This is a genomic window from Lacihabitans sp. LS3-19, assembly GCF_024343575.1.
In the GTDB taxonomy this organism is placed as follows: domain Bacteria; phylum Bacteroidota; class Bacteroidia; order Cytophagales; family Spirosomataceae; genus Leadbetterella.
This window is the reverse complement of the sequence record NZ_RJUA01000005.1, coordinates 105,990-122,213: the sequence shown is the minus strand read 5'-3', so window position 1 is coordinate 122,213 and position 16,224 is coordinate 105,990. Positions and strand designations below refer to the sequence as shown.

17 protein-coding genes are annotated in these 16,224 nt (G+C 32.8%); 5 read left to right on the top strand and 12 right to left on the bottom strand.

Features of this window, described 5'->3' with window-relative positions; translation table 11 throughout:
- Positions 1–134: 134 nt before the first annotated feature.
- Positions 135–2,018, top strand: coding sequence for a DNA topoisomerase IV subunit B (locus tag EGI22_RS06880; RefSeq protein WP_255067382.1), 1,884 nt, complete (start codon positions 135–137; stop codon positions 2,016–2,018).
- An 11-nt stretch (positions 2,019–2,029) separates the two neighbouring features.
- Complete coding sequence (gene pheA, locus EGI22_RS06875; RefSeq protein WP_255067381.1) at positions 2,030–3,103, top strand: prephenate dehydratase; 1,074 nt, start codon at positions 2,030–2,032, stop codon at positions 3,101–3,103.
- On the opposite strand, the gene EGI22_RS06870 is transcribed toward pheA, so the two are convergent.
- The 10 genes from EGI22_RS06870 to EGI22_RS06825 all read right to left on the bottom strand — a co-directional run bounded on the left by EGI22_RS06870 (position 3,100) and on the right by EGI22_RS06825 (position 11,475).
- Positions 3,100–4,791, bottom strand: a complete 1,692-nt coding sequence (locus tag EGI22_RS06870) for a hypothetical protein (RefSeq protein WP_255067380.1) — start codon at positions 4,789–4,791, stop codon at positions 3,100–3,102. The genes pheA and EGI22_RS06870 overlap by 4 nt on opposite strands.
- Entirely contained in the window at positions 4,784–5,719 is a 936-nt protein-coding gene (locus EGI22_RS06865; protein ID WP_255067379.1) for a bifunctional riboflavin kinase/FAD synthetase, read from the bottom strand. Before EGI22_RS06865 ends, EGI22_RS06870 begins: the two co-directional genes overlap by 8 nt.
- Positions 5,703–6,386: a tRNA pseudouridine(55) synthase TruB gene (truB, locus tag EGI22_RS06860; RefSeq protein ID WP_255067378.1), complete on the bottom strand. Its 684-nt coding sequence runs from the start codon at positions 6,384–6,386 to the stop codon at positions 5,703–5,705. Before truB ends, EGI22_RS06865 begins: the two co-directional genes overlap by 17 nt.
- A complete protein-coding gene (locus EGI22_RS06855) occupies positions 6,386–7,177 on the bottom strand; it encodes an undecaprenyl-diphosphate phosphatase (RefSeq protein ID WP_255067377.1) in 792 nt (263 codons plus the stop codon). Before EGI22_RS06855 ends, truB begins: the two co-directional genes overlap by 1 nt.
- Positions 7,178–7,180: 3 nt before the next feature.
- Positions 7,181–7,414: a DUF3098 domain-containing protein gene (locus EGI22_RS06850; RefSeq protein ID WP_255067376.1), complete on the bottom strand. Its 234-nt coding sequence runs from the start codon at positions 7,412–7,414 to the stop codon at positions 7,181–7,183.
- A gap of 4 nt (positions 7,415–7,418) precedes the next feature.
- Positions 7,419–8,297 (bottom strand): ABC transporter permease, encoded by an 879-nt coding sequence (locus EGI22_RS06845; RefSeq protein WP_255067375.1) that lies wholly within the window; start codon positions 8,295–8,297, stop codon positions 7,419–7,421.
- Positions 8,298–8,379: 82 nt separating this feature from the next.
- Positions 8,380–9,240 (bottom strand): 1-acyl-sn-glycerol-3-phosphate acyltransferase, encoded by an 861-nt coding sequence (locus EGI22_RS06840; protein ID WP_255067374.1) that lies wholly within the window; start codon positions 9,238–9,240, stop codon positions 8,380–8,382.
- A gap of 44 nt (positions 9,241–9,284) precedes the next feature.
- Positions 9,285–9,869 carry a bifunctional nuclease family protein gene (locus EGI22_RS06835; protein ID WP_255067373.1) on the bottom strand — a complete coding sequence of 195 codons (585 nt, stop codon included), beginning with the start codon at positions 9,867–9,869 and terminating at the stop codon, positions 9,285–9,287.
- 55 nt (positions 9,870–9,924) lie between these two features.
- Positions 9,925–10,716 (bottom strand): TIGR02757 family protein, encoded by a 792-nt coding sequence (locus EGI22_RS06830; protein ID WP_255067372.1) that lies wholly within the window; start codon positions 10,714–10,716, stop codon positions 9,925–9,927.
- Between the two features lie 3 nt (positions 10,717–10,719).
- A complete protein-coding gene (locus EGI22_RS06825) occupies positions 10,720–11,475 on the bottom strand; it encodes a LysM peptidoglycan-binding domain-containing protein (protein ID WP_255067371.1) in 756 nt (251 codons plus the stop codon).
- A gap of 208 nt (positions 11,476–11,683) precedes the next feature.
- Here EGI22_RS06825 and kdsB point away from each other — a divergent pair, with 208 nt between their 5' ends.
- Genes kdsB through EGI22_RS06810 form a run of 3 tightly spaced genes read left to right on the top strand, consistent with a single transcriptional unit; the run spans position 11,684 to position 14,747 of the window.
- On the top strand, positions 11,684–12,433 hold the full coding sequence (gene kdsB / locus EGI22_RS06820) for a 3-deoxy-manno-octulosonate cytidylyltransferase (protein WP_255067370.1): 750 nt from the start codon (positions 11,684–11,686) through the stop codon (positions 12,431–12,433).
- 43 nt (positions 12,434–12,476) lie between these two features.
- On the top strand, positions 12,477–14,042 hold the full coding sequence (locus tag EGI22_RS06815) for a bifunctional response regulator/alkaline phosphatase family protein (RefSeq protein ID WP_255067369.1): 1,566 nt from the start codon (positions 12,477–12,479) through the stop codon (positions 14,040–14,042).
- Positions 14,043–14,747, top strand: a complete 705-nt coding sequence (locus tag EGI22_RS06810) for a hypothetical protein (protein WP_255067368.1) — start codon at positions 14,043–14,045, stop codon at positions 14,745–14,747.
- Here EGI22_RS06810 and EGI22_RS06805 read toward each other — a convergent pair.
- On the bottom strand, positions 14,731–15,414 hold the full coding sequence (locus EGI22_RS06805; protein WP_255067367.1) for a cell division ATP-binding protein FtsE: 684 nt from the start codon (positions 15,412–15,414) through the stop codon (positions 14,731–14,733). The two genes, EGI22_RS06810 and EGI22_RS06805, sit on opposite strands and share 17 nt — an antisense overlap.
- Positions 15,415–15,464: 50 nt before the next feature.
- Entirely contained in the window at positions 15,465–16,121 is a 657-nt protein-coding gene (gene fsa / locus EGI22_RS06800) for a fructose-6-phosphate aldolase (RefSeq protein ID WP_255067364.1), read from the bottom strand.
- Positions 16,122–16,224: the final 103 nt, after the last annotated feature.

Here is a 16,224-nt window from a genome sequence, read left to right as displayed (position 1 = left end):
TGGTTTTGCTTGTTCAATTCACAAAATTAACAGAAGATTTTTGGTAAATTAAATTTAAAAGTCTTTATTTTAAAAAGTACTTTGAAATACAAAGTTAAATAGAAATTTGTTATAAACCATTTTTTAGAAAAAATATGGCTGAGGAAAGTAAAGTCCTATACGATGAAGACAGTATTAAATCCCTAGACTGGAAGGAACATATAAGGTTGCGTCCAGGAATGTATATAGGTAAACTGGGGGATGGAACTTCACCAGATGATGGAATATATGTTTTACTCAAAGAAGTTATGGACAATTGCATAGATGAGTTTGCGATGGGTCATGGCAAGGCTATAGATATCAATATTGACGAGGGCAAAGTAACCGTTAGAGACTTTGGCAGGGGGATACCCTTAGGCAAAGTTGTTGACGTGGTTTCAAAAATTAACACTGGAGCTAAATATGACAGCAAAGCTTTCCAAAAGTCGGTTGGTTTAAATGGAGTTGGTACAAAAGCGGTAAATGCTTTATCTTCTTATTTTAAAGTTATAGCTTTTAGAGAAGGAGAGAAGAAAACTGCTGTTTTTGAAAGAGGAGTCTTAGTTGAAGAATCACAAATAGAAATAACATCAGAGAAAAACGGTACATATGTGCAGTTTATTCCAGATAATACGGTATTTAAAAATTATCATTTTATTCCCCATTATGTTGAAAACATGATTTGGAATTATTGTTACTTAAATGCTGGACTTGCCTTGAATTTTAACAAGAAAAAGTATTTGTCTCAAAACGGACTTTTGGATTTATTACTTCGAAAAACAGATGAGTCTACTCTTAGATACAATATTATTCACCTAAAAGGAGAAGATATTGAGTTGGCTTTAACCCATGGAAATCAATATGGTGAAGAGTATTACTCGTTTGTAAATGGTCAGAATACAACACAAGGAGGTACGCACTTATCTGCATTTAAAGAAGCCATTGTGAAGACTGTCAGAGATCATTATAATAAGGACTATGCACCAGAAGATATTCGTCAGTCTGTTATTGGTGCTATTTCCGTAAGAATTCAAGAACCTGTTTTTGAGTCACAAACAAAGACAAAGTTAGGCTCAACAAATATATCACTGGAAGATAACGCTCCCACAGTAAGGACATTTGTGAATGATTTTATCAAAGAGCAATTAGATAATTTCTTACATATGAATCCGGAAGTTAAAGATGCATTAAAGAAGAGAATAGAACAGTCTGAGAGAGAAAGGAAAGAGCTGGCAGGCGTAAAAAAAATAGCCAATGAAAGGGCTAAAAAAGCTAATTTACATAATAAAAAATTGAGAGATTGTAGGTTTCATTTGCCTGATGAAAAGTTTGAAGGCAGATTGGATACAATGCTTTTTATTACTGAAGGAGACTCTGCCAGTGGTTCTATTACCAAAGCTAGGAGTCCTGAAACTCAGGCCGTGTTTAGTTTGAGAGGCAAGCCACTCAATTGTTATGGATTGAGTAAAAAAGTGGTATATGAAAATGAAGAGTTTAATCTTCTTCAACATGCCCTTGATATTGAAAATGGAATAGAAACACTTAGATATAATCAAATTATAATAGCCACAGATGCTGACGTGGATGGTTCACATATTAGATTATTGTTGTTAACATTCTTTTTGCAGTTTTTTCCTGATGTGGTGCGAGAAGGGCACTTATATATCTTGCAAACACCATTGTTTAGAGTTAGAAATAAAAAAGAAACTTTCTATTGTTACTCGGAAGAAGAAAAAGTTCAGGCTGTAACTAAATTAGGAGGTAAACCTGAAATAACTAGATTTAAAGGTTTAGGTGAGATTTCTCCTCATGAATTCGAAGCTTTTATTGGAAAAGAAATCAAACTTGATCCAGTAATTTTCGAAAAAGAAGCCTCTATTCCTAAGATTTTGGGCTATTATATGGGGAAAAATACACCTGAGAGGCAAGTTTTCATTATTGATAACTTGAAAATTGAAAAAGATATTATTGAAGAAAAAGAATTAGTTTTAGAAGATTAAAATATATAGACGTGACTTTAGACGACGTAAGAAAGGAGATAGATAAGGTTGATGACCATCTTTTAGAATTATTAAATAAAAGAATGGAATGGGTTCAGAAAGTGGGAGAAATAAAGAACAAAACTAAAGCTATAATTTATAGGCCTGAAAGGGAAAAGGAAATTGTCGAAAGGTTAGATAAAATGTCTAAAGGTCCTTTGACAAGAGAGGCAATTGAAGCCATTTTTCTTGAGATTTTCGCTACAGCTCGTAATATAGAATTACCCGAAAGAGTTGCGTATTTAGGTCCTGAAGGTAGTTTTACCCATCAGGCTGCAGAAAGCCGTTTTGGTGCTTTGTCAGAATATGTGACTTTGCCGACCATTAAATCTGTTTTTGAGGCAGTTGAAACTGAAAGAGTGCGTTTTGGCGTGGTTCCTATTGAAAATAACCAAGAAGGGATAGTATATGAAACAGTGGATTTATTGAATGAAACGCAAATTAATATTGCTGCGGAATTGAAAATTCCTGTTCATTTTTCGCTTGCTACTGAGGCTGAAAATCCTGGAAAAATTAAACGTATTTACTCAAAAGATATCGCATTTAGGCAGTGTAGAGGATTTTTAAATAAATATTTTGAACAACATCAACCCGAAGAAATACAAGTTGAGTCCACCTCCAAAGCGGCAAAATTGGCGGCAGAAGATCCTGAGGCAGCCGCTATTTGTAGCGATATTGCGGCAAAGCTATTTCGGATTCCAGTTTTATTTCATAACATTGAGGATAATAGCAATAATAGAACTCGATTTTTTATTCTTTCCAAAAAATTTGAAAACCTACCGTCTGGCAATGATAAAACCACTTTGATTGCTCGCTTACCTCATACTGATGAGGCAGGTGTTTTGGCGAGTTTCTTGCAAGATTTCAAACAGTATGATATAAACCTGACTAAAATTGAAAGCCGGCCATATAAAGGGGATGAAGATTTTAATTTTTGGTTTTTTATAGAGTTTTTGGGCTATTTCAAAGATGAAAATTTCTTGAAAGTTTTAAAAAAACACGAAGACAATATAAAAATATTAGGTAGCTATGTCAGGAATGCTTAGTAAATTATAGGACTAGGTCCATAGGTTTTGTTAAGGTCATATTTTGTTACTTTATTTCCTTTAACTTCTATTTTAAATAGCTTATAGCTTGATTTAGGTATTAGTTTCACAGGAAATGAGGTAACGAATCTATCAGAAAAATAGGAACTAAGTTTTAATGCTTTAATTAAATTATTTTTTGGATTTCGTGCGGGGAAAATAAATTGATTTTCATTGTTTTCTAAAGTGAAATAAATTCCATTTTCCTCTTCTGCACTATTGATTTCCTCGTTTAATACTCCAGAAATTTGCAGGAGACCATCTGTAATTCCAAATTCAAGCTTTTCAGCGGAATATTCCGTGTCAAAATTCATAAAGTCATCTAAAATAGAAGGAGGGAAGCTGTATTTACTGTCTTTTAATGGTTCAATTAATAATGGATTTAGCTTCATAACATGCTCTTCGTCAAAATATTGATTTGACCAAGTTCCAGTATTACGAAAGTTTATTCCATCTGTAATCGCATTGTTTTTCTTGTAAATTGCAGTATCGAAATTGTTGAAATAACTCAAGAATAGTATAAAGAAAGTGCCAATACTTGATAATATGGCAATACTTTTTTTGTTTTTTGAATTACTTATAACTAGAAAATAAACGGCAATAACCATAAATGAAGAATTTATAGTGTATCTGCTCAACATGTCGAATCCAGTTCTCGAAATACCTATCATTAAGCCAGTTGCAAATACAAATCCAAATACACATACAAAGAATTGGTCGGCTTTTGAAGTTCTTAGTTTTAGAGCTGCTTCTTTATATGTATTATTTAAAAAAGGATATTTCTTTAATGCGATCAAAAGAAATATTGAGATTAATAATAGACCAAATATTAGAGAAAAATAATGCGAAATTGGCCCAGTGCTTACTGTCGTGGATATATTTGTAATATTTAAAGCATAGGCACCGAAAAATTCAAGAACGTATTTTAAAGCCTCAAAAGGATGCTCTGAAACCGATACGCCAGAGCTCCATTCTGGTTTTTTATAGCCATAGAAGTATAATAAAATCGTAATACTTGATAGAATAGTCCAAGTTATTAACTGTCTAAATCTTAGATTAAAAGCTAATATTATAATGCCAATCAAGAAAGCTAAAATGCCATTTCCGTGTGAGAAAATTGCTAAAATTGCAAATGTAAAAGCCGGCCAAATATTTTGCTTTTTGCTAAATATTAGAAAATAAAAACTTAGAAATACATAAAGTATTACGGAAAAGTTTTGAAACGGAACCATTAACGATTGCAAACTTTCGTAATACTGTGCATGAAAAATTAAAAAAACAAATGGAAGTAAGTATAAAAGGTTTGAAATGTGTGATTTAGCTACTTTAAATAGTAAAATAAATATGGCAATCAAGTTTATATAACCAAGTAAAGCCAAGGCTTTTAACTCAAAATGGCCTGTAAATAAGTAAATAATTAATAAGAAAATTCGGTCGTTTACAACGCGATGTTCATTATTTAATGAAAAGAACAATTTGATTTTCTCGTAGAAACTAACATCTTGAAAAAGATTAAAAACAGGGAGTATTATGCCGTGAAAATCATCCCACCATGGCACATTTACTGCTATTTTGTATTGAAATGCCCATAATGCAAGTATACAAAGGACGGCTATTGCCCAAAAAATATATTTTGATTGCTTAAGCATATTGGGAAATAATTTGTTTTGCAGCAAAACAGTCTAACTCTATTTGTTCAACTAGTTTGTCAACATTTTCAAATTTAATTTCTTCTCTTATGAAATCCAAAATCTCGATTTTTACTGTTTCTCCATAAATGTCATCAGAAAAATCAAAAATATGAACTTCCTGACTTCTCCCATGACCTTCTACAGTGGGGCGATTTCCAATATTCATTATGCCACTATATTTTTGACCTCTCAAATATACAAAAGTAGCATAAACCCCATTCTTAGGTATTAATTTATACTTTTTCTGGATCTGAATATTGGCGGTTGGGAAACCTATGGTTCTACCCAATTGTCTACCTTTTACTACAGGCCCTGAAAAACTATACGGTCTACCTAATAATTCATTAGCTACCACAATGTTTCCGTCTAAAATAGCATTTCTAATTTTAGTGGAACTAATGGTAATATTCTCTATTTCCTGTCTAGAGATTTCTTCAATTTCAATTTTGAATCTTTCAGCGTGCTTTTTTAAATAGTCTATTCCACCTTCTCTATTTTTGCCAAATCTATGATCGTATCCGATTACCATTGCTTTGGTACCCAAGCCGTCCAAAAGTATTTCAGAAATGTACTTTTCTGAGCTAAGTTCTGAAAATTCTCTTGAAAAAGGTAAAACTATAAAATGGTCGATATCTAAAGTTTCTAAAATCGCCGTTTTTTCATCAATTGTCGTTAATAGCTTAAGATTGTTTTCATTAGGAGAAATAATTAGTCTTGGATGGGGCCAAAAAGTCAAAAGGACTGATTCTCCGCCCATTTCTTTCGCTTTCTCTATTAATCTTTTGATAATGAGTTGATGACCAATATGGACACCATCAAATGTCCCTGTGGTTACTATCGCATTTCCTTTGGCCTTAAAATCTGAAAGCTTATTGTAAATCTTCATTCGAATCTTTGATTTTTTGAACAAAACTTTCTACTGAGTCCGCATTTTCAACAGAAAAGTCTCCGATCTTAGTTCTTCTAAGCTCACTTAAATATGCTCCAGAGCCAACAGCTAAGCCAAAATCTCTAGCTAAGCTTCGAATATAGGTGCCTTTAGTGCATACAACTTTAAAACTAATTTCAGGAAAACTATCGGCATTGATTTCAAATAATTTTATCTCAATTTCTCTGGCTTTTAATTCTACTGTTTTTCCTTCTCTAGCACTTTCGTAGGCACGTTTTCCTTTGACCTTAATAGCTGAAAAAATAGGAGGAACTTGAGAGATTTTACCAAGAAACTTTATTCTTGCCTGTTCTAGTAAATCAGCATTAATATGTTCTAAAGGGAATTCCGCATCAACTTCGGTTTCTAAGTCAGATGAAGGGGTTGTTTTACCCAAAATGAACTTTCCTGTATATTCTTTCTCTTGTGCTTGATATTGGTCTATTTCTTTGGTTTTTTTTCCTGTACAAAGTATTAGTAAACCAGTTGCTAAAGGATCTAAAGTGCCTGCATGACCAACTTTTTTGAATTTTCCGGTATATCTAACTTTGTTAACTACATCGAAAGAAGTCCATGTAAGCGGCTTATCGAGTAACAAAACGGAATCATTGTAGACTGTATTCATTAAACGATTTTTAAATCTACACCTGAAAATAAAAGACCTAAAAGTATCAATCCTAGGGCGATTCTGTAATATCCAAAAAACTTAAATCCATGTTTTTGTAAAAAACCTATGAAGAATCGGATGGCTAGTATAGCTACAATAAACGCAACAAGATTTCCGATTCCTAAAGATACCAATTGGTTCTGGTCTAAGGTTAAGTCCCCGTTTTTATAGCCTTTTAAAAGTTTATAAGCAGAAGCTGCAAACATGGTCGGTACAGCTAAGAAAAAGGACATTTCAGCGGCAGCTTTTCTAGTTAGCCCTCTAAACATTCCCCCAATAATAGTTGATGCTGACCTTGAGACACCAGGAATCATAGCTATACATTGGAAAAAACCAATTACAAGACTGTCCATATAACTTGGCTCTGTTTTGTAGGTTTTGTTTTCGAAGTACTTATCAACAAATATTAAAATAATCCCCCCAATTAGTAAACTTATAGCTACTACCCATACATTTTCAAGTATAGAATCAATGAAGTCATTTAAGGCAAAGCCAATAATAGCCGCTGGAATAAAGGCCACGAAAAGTTTGTAATAAAACTCCATTGACTGGAAAAAACGTTTCCAATACAAAACAATTACGGCTAAAATGGCTCCAAATTGGATATTTACTTCAAATATTTTGGTAAAAGGGTTTTCGGCTATGCCTAAAAAAGAAGCCCCAATAATCATATGACCAGTAGAGCTTATAGGAAGGTATTCTGTAATTCCTTCAATAATTGCCAATAAAATGGCATGTAAAAAATCCATTAATTATTTTTTTAGTAATGCGTAAAACTCTATCATAAAACCTACAAAGGCTACAATTGGGCCTAAAGTAATACCGAAAAATCCAAATCCGAATTCTTCTTTGTCTAAGGTCATGATGATAAATCCGGCTATTATTAAAGCTACACCAAATAACATTACAGTATAGTTGCTTTTTTTAAATGGTAACTCAGCTATTGAGTTTTCTACGGTTTCGTTTGAGTTTTTGTTTTGTTTCATTATTTTAATATAATTTATCTAAATCCATTTTGTGATATCTAACTATTGACTGAAAAGTACTCAAAACACCTATAGTCGGCCCTAAAACAAGCAATATAAAGAACAAAAATAATACTGCTTTATCGTTTTGAATAAGGTTTAGGCCGTCTATTTGCGATGTTGAAACATACTTAGTAACATAAATCAAAGAAATACTAATAAAACTTGCTATCAATCCTTGTATAAAACCTTTTATTAAAAATGGTTTTTGAATAAAAAAGTCAGTAGCACCTACCAATTGCATAGTCCTGATAATAAATCTTTGCGAATACAATGCCAATTTTATCGTGTTGTTAATAAGTAAAAGAGTTGCTACAAAAAATATCACAACTATCAGTGCCAAAATCTTATAAACCTTATTTACGTTTGAAATTATTCCTTTTAAAAAATCTTTCGCATATTCAACTTCAAAAACACCATTGATTTTTTCAATTTCCACCTTGAAAAGCTTTAATTTTTCTTCGGTTATATTTTCTTCCTTTAACCTGACGCTGTAGGAATCACGAAAAGGGTTGTCTCCTAATACATCCTTAAAGTTTTCTTTGGTATCTTGATAAAATATCTCGGCTGCTTTTTCTTTTGTAGTTAGTTTTATTTCCTGTTTGTTGTCTTTAATATCTGCTATATTTAAACTTTCAATTTTAGATTTTATTTTTTCAAGCTCGGCTTGCTCTAAATTTCTGTCTAAATAGACTTGGATTTCTATGTTTTGCTTTACATATCTTATGAGTTCTTTTGAAGAAATGGCTATCCATCCACAAAAGCCAATTAAGAACAAAGCCACGGTTAGGCTTATTGTTATTAAAATGCCTGGATAACTACCTAATTTTTTGTTAAAACTCATTTTTATTGGGGAAGCTTAAATACAAAGATAAAAATAAATTTAGTAATGAATTTGAATCATGCCGATTTTAAGGTTTTTTAATTTATTCCCCTTTCTTAGCCAATTCTTTAAGTGCATTCCATTCGGCTATCATTTCTGGCATATTTTGCTCAATTATTTCTTCAACAGTTTTTGTGATGTAGTCTAAACTATGAGATTCATCGAAGTAAATTGGCTTTTTGAATTTTACAGATAAAAGTGTATTTCGTCTTTTATATTTTAGTCCAGTTTTATTAAATGCCCTTCTGAACCCATTGATAACTACAGGTACTACAATTGGTCTGTTGGATAATATAATATGTGCTGTTCCTTTCCTTATGGGTGCATAAGGGCTCGTTGTACCCTGAGGGAAGCTAACAACCCAGCCCGACTTTAAACCTTTGGCAACATTATCTCCAGCTGATGTATCTACTTCTCTTTTTACATTTACGCCTTCTGCTCTCCAACTTCTTTCAACCAATATAGCCCCTGCAAGACTAAATAGTTTTGGGATTAAGCCAGATTTCATGGTTTCTTTTGCAGCTACGTAGTATATAGTTGCTCTAGGAGAAAAAAGATATATGGGGAAAAGTTTTTTGCCGAAACCCCATTTTAAGTTGCAGAATATTTGGTAAAAAGTAATCACATCTGCAAAATACGTCTGATGGTTGGATATGAAAAATACATTTGTGTTTGGTAAATCCTTGATGTTTTCTAAGCCTTCAATTTTTAGCTTATTGGCGATGGCAATTCTCCAATATGTAGGCCAACCTGCAACAAAAATCACCATTCTTTTCAATATCATCCAATTACCGAATGGGTCTTTTTGGAACAATCCCAAGATATCTAAATAGGAGAGTGCTCTTAAAAAAGTGTTATCGGTTTCTGCGGGTATTGGTAGGAAATTTTTTAATATTCTGAACATCAAACCTTGGGTTATAAGCTGTCATCGTATAAATATACGATTTTTTAGTTTCGCTTATCTATTTCGTCTCTAATTTTTGCGGCCTTTTCGTACTCCTCATTATTAATAGCCTCATCTAGCATTTTTTTGAGATCATCAGAACTCAAAGACATTAAATCAGAACTAGATTTTACTTTTATTTTTTTTGGTGCCTGGGTTTCTTTTTCTCTTCCTCCAAGATCCTCAGTACTAATTCCAGCTTCGTTCAGGACATTTTCTGTAGTATATATCGAAGCATTAAATCTTAATGCAATTGCAATGGCGTCTGATGGTCGAGAATCTATGTTTTTTTGGCGAATGCCGTCAGTACAAATTATTTTGGAAAAAAATACACCTTCGGAAATATCAGAAATATGAATTTCTTCTACTGAAAAATCAAAAGATTTAGAAAAAGATTTAAACAAATCATGGGTTAAGGGTCTGGTAGGTGTTATTTTTTCCATTTCTATTGCTATAGCTTGAGCTTCAAACATACCGATAATAATGGGTAACCTTCTATCTCCGTTTACTTCAGAAAGAATCAAAGTAAAAGAACCAGCTTGCAACTGACTAGGGGACAAGTCTAATATTTCTAGTTTTATTTTATTCACAATGCAAATATAGCTTGGTTTGACATATTTTAAAGTAGTATTCCTTAGAAAAATATTATTTGAAGCTACCAAAATAGTTTTCGACACCCATCCCGAATAATGCGAAATCAAATTTAGTCGGGTCTTCTTTATCTATTTCTTTTAGATTTTCGGTTATTTCTTCAGCCATTGTCCAATCTGCTTTTGGCCTTTGGGTTAAATTAAGAATTTGTGAAATTCTTTGAACATGAATATCGCACGGACATACCAATTGGGAGGGATTAATCCTCTCCCAGATTCCAAAATCAACACCCATTGTATCTTGACGAACCATCCACCGCAAATACATATTAATTCTTTTGCATGCACTATTTTTAGCCGGTGTACTTATGTGTTTCTCGGTTCGTTTGGGAGCATCTTCTAATGAAAAAAAATAGGATTTGAAATTTGTTAAATTCCCTTTTATGTTTTTACCACTATCATTTCCAATTAAAAAGGCATCTTCTAAGGATTCGAAGTTTGAATAATGGAATTTGAAAAATTCTATAAAGTAAAGCAGGTCGGTAAAATTAAACGTGCGATGTTTGAAATTTTTGAGTTTTTTTAAATCTGAGTCTTCAGCTTCAGAAATGAACTGATATGGAGCATTGTCCATAAAATCAAACAATTCTTTACATTTAGAAATTATCGTTTTTCTTTGCCCCCAAGCCAAAACAGCTGCAAAAAAGCCTGAAATTTCTATGTCCTTTTTAGAACTGAATTTGTGTGGAATCGAAATCGGATCTAAAGTTATGAAGTTTGGATTATTGAATTTAAGATATTTTTCGTTTAGTAAGTCTACTGTATTTTGGGTTAGGATTCCGGACATAAATTATTTGAGACCAGAACTCTTTTTAGCATTTGGTAAATAATACTCAACAGTTGCTCTTAGGGTAGTGTCTTTTGGCCTTAGTTTGTAAAATGCATAAGGAGATAGTTTTAGCATTATGTTTTCGTCTGGACCTACCAAACCCAAATTTCCAACTACACGAGCTATAATTGTAATTCCGTTTGCCTCGTTTGTGATTTTTATATTTGAACCAACCGGTGCAGTACGATGCATAGCTAAATATTTCGAGGTTCTATTTGAAGTGTTTATGACTTCTGCAACCCCAGTTTCTTGCATTCTAACTCCAATCGGGGATACAATTAAAACTGGAGATGTTTTTTTTTCATTTGATTTTACACGCCTTTCTAATTCCGTCTTGTCAACTATGAGTTTTCCACCGATTTTTATAATGTTATCCGAAATATTATTAGCCTCAACCAAATATGAAATGTCAAGGTCATATAATTTGGCAATTGAAAAAATAGTTTCACCAGCTTTTACAATATGGGTCTTAAATTCTTGAGCAGGAATTTCTATGGATTTTTTTTTGGCATTATAAAATGCCCATGCACTTACATGTTTACCGTTTTTAATCATCGGAAATTTTAAAGTCTGACCTATTTTTATTCCCACGCCAGATTTTAAAGATGGGTTTAACTCAGATACTTCTAGAACACTACAGTTATATTTATTAACCAGACTGTAAAGCGTTTGCCCAGCTTCCACCTTATGGATTATATAAACTAAATTGTTCGACACTTCTGTGATAAGAGAGTCTACTTGACCTGCATTTGCTTTGGAAAAGCTAAAAATTGTAATTATAAGGAAAACAAAAATATTTTTAATCATGGATCAAGGAATATGAATGGCAAAAGTACAGTTAATCAATTTAAATGCATAATTTTTTTTAATTGTAAAGTAAAAACTCTAAAGTTATTATAGTTTTGTGCATAATTTTTTTCTAACCATGAAGATTTTAGGTATTATTCCGGCACGTTTTTCATCTACCAGATTTCCAGCCAAGCTTTTAAAAATAGTTGAAGGGAAGTCGATTTTGCAAAGGGTTTATGAGCAGTGCGAAAAAACTAAGTCTTTAAATAAAATAGTAGTCGCAACTGACAATGAGACTATATTTGAACATGTTGAAAGTTTCCATGGCGAGGTGGTAATGACTTCTGAAGATCATCAAAGTGGAACAGATAGATGTGCTGAGGCTTTGAAAATCTATGGTGGAAATACCTCATTTGATTATGCGGTTAATATTCAAGGTGATGAACCTTTGATAGACCCAGATTCTATAGATTCACTTTGTACTGTTCTAGATAATAAAATCGAAATCGCTTCAGCTTGTGTTAAAATTGAAAGAATCGAAGATCTTTTAAGTCCAAATGTTGTAAAAGTTGTGATAGGTGAAAAAAAACAAGCTTTGTATTTCTCACGTTCGCCAATTCCTCACATAAGAGATAAAAAAATAGACAATTGGCTCAAAGATGATACTTTTTTTAAACACCTTGGTTTATATGCTTTCCGAACTGATGTTTTGGAGAAGTTGGTCAAGTTTCCAATGGCAAAGCTCGAAAAACAAGAGAAACTTGAACAACTCCGTTGGTTGTCTAATGGTTTTAAAATTAACATGGTAGAAGTAGAAACTGAAGGGTTTGGCATTGATACAGAAGAAGATTTTGAACGTTTGAAGCAATTTTTAGCAGGAAAATAACGTATAGGTAGATAGTAAGACAGAACTAAAATAAATCACAAATATGCAGAGGTACACCATTTTATGGGCAGATGATGAAATAGAATTATTAAAACCATATATAGTTTTTTTAGAAAATAAAGGGTATGATGTTACACCCGTGCCTAGTGGAGCTGATGCGTTAGACTTAGTAGAAAAACACAATTACGATCTGATTTTTTTGGATGAAATGATGGCTGGTATGACAGGATTGGACACTTTGGTTCAAATCAAGAAAATTAAGCCAAATATACCTGTGGTAATGATTACCAAATCTGAGGAAGAACAGATTATGGAAGAAGCCATTGGGTCTAAAATAGCAGATTACCTAATCAAGCCAATAAACCCCAATCAGATTTTACTTGCGGCCAAAAAACTTTTGGATAATAAAAGATTGGTTTCTGAAAAAACTAATTCGAGCTATATGCAGGATTTCAGACAATTAAGTATGCAATATAATGATGAATTGGATTTTAACGAATGGGCAGAGATATACAAAAAGCTGGTTTTCTGGGAATTAGAAATAGATAGGTCATCAGATAAATCTATGGAGGAAGTTTACCAAATGCAAAAAGCCGAGGCAAATGCAAGATTTTCTGACTTCATTGAGGACAATTATGAGAGTTGGATGACTAGTCCGAACGTCAAAAAACCAGTAATGTCCCACAATCTTTTAAAATCAAAAGTATTTCCTTTAGTAAATTCTGACTCACCATTGTTTTTTATTTTAATTGATAATTTTAGGCTAGATCAATGGAAATTAATGGAGGATATTATAGGTGAGTTTTTTACAATAGAATCTGACGAAACTTATTATTCTATTTTACCAACAGCTACTTCGTATGCCAGAAACGCCATATTTTCAGGATTGACGCCACTCGAAATGTCTAAACAACATGCTGACATTTGGGTAAATGACGAAGGAGACAATGAAGATGGATTAAATAAAAATGAAGATGAGTTTTTAAAGAGACAATTGAAGAAAAATAATCTTCATCACAAGTTTTCTTATCATAAAATATTAAACAACGGACAGGCCAAATCTTTGGTGGATAACTTTAATAATCTACTTAAAGATGATTTAGTGGTGGTGGTATATAATTTTATAGATATGCTTTCTCACGCAAGAACCGACATGGCGGTAATCAAAGAACTAGCACCAGATGAAGCAGCATATAGGTCAATTACTAAATCTTGGATTATGCATTCGCCAATGTTGGATTTCTTGAAATTAATAGCTTCTAAAAAAGGTAGACTAATAATAACAACCGACCATGGAATGGTAAAAGTAAAAAATGCCAAAAGGATAGTAGGAGACAGAAATGTAAACACAAACTTAAGGTACAAACAAGGTCGCAATCTAAACCTAGATGACAAAAGAGATTTTGTGATTGAAGTTAGAAAGCCTGAAAACTATAAACTTCCTAGTCCAAATATTTCCACATCATATTTCTTTACAACATGTGACTATTTCTTTGCCTATCCCAACAATTACAATCATTATGTTGGGCATTACAAGGACACTTTTCAGCATGGGGGGGTGTCTTTAGAAGAGGTTATTATACCTTTTGCGATTTTAAAAGCTAAATAGATGGAAAAAGTTTTAGTTTTATTCTTATTTGCATTTACAACTTTTGCACAGAAGGAACCTGAAAAAGTGATTTATAAAAGCTTTTTTAATATTTCTTTTGTTTCAAATAACCCAATTGGACATTATAAAAATGCAATAAAGTCTGATTATGTAAAAAGCGGTAACTCTGGGATTTCTATGGCTTTTTTAAGTAATCCACTTCAAAAGAAAGGAGAATTAAGTACGGTATTTGTTGGGGGAGAAATAGGAATAGTTGGCAATAAACAATACGACTTTTTCTTGCCTTCAAGCCAAGGAACATATTATGCTAACCATAGACAAACCTGGATAAATGCAAAAATGAGGTACCTTCCTTTAATTGAAGCAAAAACAATCGTGCCTTTTTTGGAAGCTAGTGTTGGACCAGAGTTTTTTACTACAAATATTTATGAAGATTTGGGTAATTCAGAGGTATATAAAAGTTATTCAAATACATCCTCAACTATAAATTATAAATTAGAAGCGGGTATTGGATATTATATCAAAAAGCAAAGACGGCCTTTAACTTATATTGACTTTTCAATAGGTTATAATCAAAACAATCAAGTTTTTATTTTAGATAAAAATCGCCTGAGTTTTAATAGAGGTACTGAAATTATTGACCCAAAGCAATCTGTAAGGCCCCAAAGTATATATTTTAAAGTCGGGATTACGAATTATCTGTAAGGTCAGTGATAGCTCCATTGTCGCAATATAGCGTTCGTCTTGGAAATCGCTCAATTAGATCTAGTTCATGGGTAGCCATCAAAACTGCAGTTTCTGAAACTTCATTTATTTTGAAAAATAATTTCAGGATTTCTATAGATTTTTCAGGGTCTAGATTTCCTGTAGGTTCATCTGCCAATAAAATCTCGGGGTGATTTAATAATGCTCTTGCAATTGCGATACGTTGTTGTTCTCCTCCTGAGAGTTGATGCGGCATTTTGCTAAGAACTTCTGGTAGGCCAACAAGTTCGAGTACTTCAACGATTCTTTCTTCAATTTTGTATTTATCTTCCCAACCCATAGCTTCCATAAAAAACTTAAGGTTTTGAAAAATATTTCGGTCTGATAATAGTTGGAAATCTTGGAATATTATTCCAATTTTTCTTCTTAAGAATGGGATTTCTTTGTACTTAATTTCTTCTAATTTGTAGTCAACAACTGTTCCAGAGCCTTTTTCCAAAAAAAGATCCGCATAAAGTGTTTTTAGAAGTGAGCTTTTTCCACTTCCAGTTTTCCCGATTAAATAAACAAATTCTCCTTTTTCTATAGAAAAATTCACATCAGAAAGAATTAGGTTGTCTTTCTGATAAATATAGGCATTTGAAAGTGATATTACTGAACTGCTCATTTTAAAATAGAAAAAAAAATAGGCGAAATTTCTTTCGCCTAAATTAAATATTATTTATTAACCTTAGCATGGTCTGATAAAAATTTAGCTAAGCCAATATCTGTTAATGGATGGTTTAACAAAGCCAAAATAGCTGAAAGTGGGCCAGTCATAACATCTGCTCCAATTTTAGCACAACCTAAAATGTGCATTGGATGTCTCACTGAAGCAGCAAGGATTTGAGTTTCATAACCGTAGTTGTCATAAATTTGGCGAATCTCTTCTATCAATACCAATCCATCAGTGCTGATATCATCTAACCTACCTACAAACGGTGAAACATAAGTAGCACCAGCTTTGGCAGCTAACAATGCTTGTCCTGCAGAAAAAACTAAAGTACAGTTAGTACGAATTCCTTTTTCTGAAAAATACTTAATAGCTTTTATGCCATCTTTTATCATTGGTATTTTTACTACGATTTGGTCGTCTATTTTTACCAATTCTTCTCCTTCTCTAATCATCCCTTCATAATCTGTAGAGATTACTTCGGCACTTACATCTCCATCTACAATGTCGCAGATTGCTTTGTAATGTTTTCTTACATTTTCTTCACCTCCAATACCTTCTTTGGCCATTAGTGAAGGGTTGGTTGTTACGCCATCCAAAATACCTAAATCCTGAGCCTCTTTGATTTCAGAAAGACTTGCAGTGTCAATAAAAAACTTCATGATAATATATTTGATTGAAAAAACGAATCGAAGGATTGGATTAAAAAAAAATGGCAAATTCACCGCTACAACCACCTACCCTTGCTACCTTCCGGTCCTGGGG

What these genes read in the sequence shown, in the direction of transcription:
- kdsB (WP_255067370.1), top strand. Translation starts at nt 11,684, where the DNA reads ATGAAGATTTTAGGTATTATTCCGGCACGTTTTTCATCTACCAGATTT.
- EGI22_RS06830 (WP_255067372.1), bottom strand. Translation starts at nt 10,716, where the DNA reads ATGTCCGGAATCCTAACCCAAAATACAGTAGACTTACTAAACGAAAAA.
- fsa (WP_255067364.1), bottom strand. Translation starts at nt 16,121, where the DNA reads ATGAAGTTTTTTATTGACACTGCAAGTCTTTCTGAAATCAAAGAGGCT.
- EGI22_RS06810 (WP_255067368.1), top strand. Translation starts at nt 14,043, where the DNA reads ATGGAAAAAGTTTTAGTTTTATTCTTATTTGCATTTACAACTTTTGCA.
- EGI22_RS06870 (WP_255067380.1), bottom strand. Translation starts at nt 4,791, where the DNA reads ATGCTTAAGCAATCAAAATATATTTTTTGGGCAATAGCCGTCCTTTGT.
- EGI22_RS06855 (WP_255067377.1), bottom strand. Translation starts at nt 7,177, where the DNA reads ATGGATTTTTTACATGCCATTTTATTGGCAATTATTGAAGGAATTACA.
- EGI22_RS06845 (WP_255067375.1), bottom strand. Translation starts at nt 8,297, where the DNA reads ATGAGTTTTAACAAAAAATTAGGTAGTTATCCAGGCATTTTAATAACA.
- EGI22_RS06805 (WP_255067367.1), bottom strand. Translation starts at nt 15,414, where the DNA reads ATGAGCAGTTCAGTAATATCACTTTCAAATGCCTATATTTATCAGAAA.
- EGI22_RS06880 (WP_255067382.1), top strand. Translation starts at nt 135, where the DNA reads ATGGCTGAGGAAAGTAAAGTCCTATACGATGAAGACAGTATTAAATCC.
- EGI22_RS06840 (WP_255067374.1), bottom strand. Translation starts at nt 9,240, where the DNA reads ATGTTCAGAATATTAAAAAATTTCCTACCAATACCCGCAGAAACCGAT.
- EGI22_RS06850 (WP_255067376.1), bottom strand. Translation starts at nt 7,414, where the DNA reads ATGAAACAAAACAAAAACTCAAACGAAACCGTAGAAAACTCAATAGCT.
- EGI22_RS06815 (WP_255067369.1), top strand. Translation starts at nt 12,477, where the DNA reads ATGCAGAGGTACACCATTTTATGGGCAGATGATGAAATAGAATTATTA.
- EGI22_RS06865 (WP_255067379.1), bottom strand. Translation starts at nt 5,719, where the DNA reads ATGAAGATTTACAATAAGCTTTCAGATTTTAAGGCCAAAGGAAATGCG.
- truB (WP_255067378.1), bottom strand. Translation starts at nt 6,386, where the DNA reads ATGAATACAGTCTACAATGATTCCGTTTTGTTACTCGATAAGCCGCTT.